The organism is Mycobacterium sp. (assembly GCF_035603715.1).
In the GTDB taxonomy this organism is placed as follows: Bacteria; Actinomycetota; Actinomycetes; order Mycobacteriales; family Mycobacteriaceae; genus Mycobacterium.
The window spans coordinates 1-2304 of sequence record NZ_DATNJW010000305.1; the positions used below are offsets into that span (position 1 = coordinate 1).

At 66.1% G+C, this 2304-nt stretch carries 3 protein-coding genes and 1 tRNA gene; 2 read left to right on the plus strand and 2 right to left on the minus strand.

Annotated elements, in window-relative coordinates; translation table 11 throughout:
• Positions 1 to 1422: DNA primase (locus tag VN856_RS12645; protein WP_325689482.1), on the plus strand; the 1422-nt coding region annotated here is incomplete at its 5' end.
• On the opposite strand, the gene VN856_RS12650 is transcribed toward VN856_RS12645, so the two are convergent.
• On the minus strand, positions 1419 to 1661 hold the full coding sequence (locus VN856_RS12650) for a hypothetical protein (RefSeq protein WP_325689486.1): 243 nt from the start codon (positions 1659 to 1661) through the stop codon (positions 1419 to 1421). The two genes, VN856_RS12645 and VN856_RS12650, sit on opposite strands and share 4 nt — an antisense overlap.
• Before the next feature lie 155 nt (positions 1662 to 1816).
• On the opposite strand from VN856_RS12650, the gene VN856_RS12655 reads away from it, so the two are divergent.
• Positions 1817 to 1892, plus strand: a tRNA-Asn gene (locus tag VN856_RS12655).
• Between the two features lie 21 nt (positions 1893 to 1913).
• Here VN856_RS12655 and VN856_RS12660 read toward each other — a convergent pair.
• A partial coding sequence (locus VN856_RS12660; protein ID WP_325689484.1) for a DUF732 domain-containing protein occupies positions 1914 to 2304 on the minus strand: 391 nt, incomplete at its 5' end.

Sequence of the window (2304 nt, forward strand, 5' to 3'; positions counted from 1 at the left end):
GGCTGGGATTCGTTGACCAAGCACCTGCTGCGCAAGGGTTTTGAGTTCAAAGAACTCGAGGCTGCGGGCTTGTCGCGGGAGGGTCGGCGTGGCCCGATGGACCGATTCCACCGTCGGCTGCTGTGGCCGATCCGGTCGTCGGCCGGCGAGGTGATCGGGTTCGGCGCGCGACGGCTGTTCGACGACGATCCGATGGAAGCCAAGTACGTCAACACGCCCGAGACCTTGTTGTACAAGAAGTCGTCGGTGCTGTTCGGCATCGACCTGGCCAAGCGTGAGATCGCCAAGGGGCATCAGGCGGTCGTCGTCGAGGGCTACACCGATGTGATGGCGATGCACCTGGCCGGGGTGAAGACCGCGGTGGCATCCTGCGGCACCGCGTTCGGCGACGAACATCTGGCCATGCTGCGCCGACTCATGATGGACGACAACTTCTTTCGCGGTGAGCTCATCTATGTGTTCGACGGCGACGAGGCGGGCAAGGCAGCGGCGCTCAAGGCGTTCTCCGGTGAGCAGCAACTGGCCGGCCAGTCCTTCGTCGCGGTCGCGGCCGACGGCATGGACCCGTGCGATCTGAGGTTGGCGTCCGGTGACGGCGCGCTGCGCGATCTGGTGGCGCGACGAACTCCGTTGTTCGAGTTCGCCATTCGCACGACGCTCAACGACATCGATTTGGACAGCGCGGAGGGCCGGGTGTCCGCGCTGCAGCGATGTGTGCCGATCGTCGCCCAGATCAAGGACCCGACCCTGCGTGACGAGTACGCGCGGCAACTCGCGGGCTGGGTCGGCTGGGCCGACGTCGCACAGGTCATCGGCCGAGCCCGCGAACAGGCGAAAAACCCAACCGCGCAAGGCCGCGCTTCCGGCAGGCTCCGTGGGGGCGGGCAGCTTTCGTCGAACCCGCCGCCCGTTCCGGCCGTGCCCCGTCCCGATCCCAAAGACCCGACGCTGTGGCCGCAGCGTGAGGCGCTCAAGTCGGCGCTGCAGTACGCGGCGCTGGCCGGGCCGGTGTTCGATGCACTCACCATCGAAAGCTTCACCCACCCCGGCTATGCCGCGGTATGGACAGCCATCGAAGCGGCCGGTGGCACCACGGCCGGGATCAGCGGGGCGGAATGGCTTGAGGCGGTGCGGCAGAAGGCGCCATCGCCCGCGGCCGCCGGACTTATCAGCGAGCTGAGTGTCGAGGCGATCCGGGTCGACGATGACGAGAAACTGCCGCGCTACATCGCCGGCGTGCTGGCCCGTCTACAAGAGGTGTGGGTCGGCAGGCAGATCGCGGACGTCAAGTCCAAGTTGCAGCGGATGTCGCCGGTGGAGCAGGGCGACGAGTATCACGCGCTGTTCGGCGATCTGGTCGCGATGGAGGCCTACCGCCGCAGTCTGCTGGAGCAGGCCAGCGGCGACGATCTCACGGCCTAACGATTGGGCGCCTCGCGCTCGACCACGATGGTCGCATCGTCGATCTCGGTCAGCGTCACCATCCGCGCGTCCGGCGACACACGATTGGCGACCTTGCGCCGTCCCGCTTCGATCACCGACTTGGCGGCGGGACTGCTGGTCAGGGCGCGGTAGGTGCCGACGATCTGGTCGTAACGGCGCCGACCGGCCTTTGTGCCCAACACGTAGCCCAGTCCCAGCACGACGACGTAACGGATCAAAACGGTCCCTTCCGAGGTTTGCGTTTCTACGTCCATCCTGCCCCATGGCAACGGTTCGGTGCCTCTCGGCGGGCGATCGGTCAGGTTGGGCGCGCGCAAGCCAGTACGCTAGAGTCTCCAGCGATCCGCGCCGATGCGCCGCGGACACCAGGTAGTCCCCTGTAGCTCAATTGGCAGAGCATTCGGCTGTTAACCGAAGGGTTGGTGGTTCGAGTCCACCCGGGGGAGCCACGCTGGTTGTGAGCACGAAGCTCACTGGCCGCCCAGCATCCCCTTGAAGCCTGGGTAGGGCGAGTTGTTCTGGGTGCTTGATCTGTTCAGGAAGTCCGGGCAGTAGGCGCTCGACGCCAGCGCCGCGAATTTCATCGCGCCGGCGGAGTTCAATCCCGGGTTAAGCATGCTCAACTTCTGCACGACATCAGTCTCAGCCGCCCCGTTGTTCATCATGTCGCAGGCGTATCTACCGGCCGCGATTGCGCTGGAGCCGTTGCTGTACTTCATGCCCGCTTTGTTGAGTGAGTCGAGGAAGTGCGAGTCGGCCGCCGGGTCGGGAGGCGTCGGGTCGGGTGGCGGATCGGCCAGCGCCGGAACGGCCACGCCGATGGCGATCGCGCCGGCGGCAAGTGTCACAAGCAATCGCATC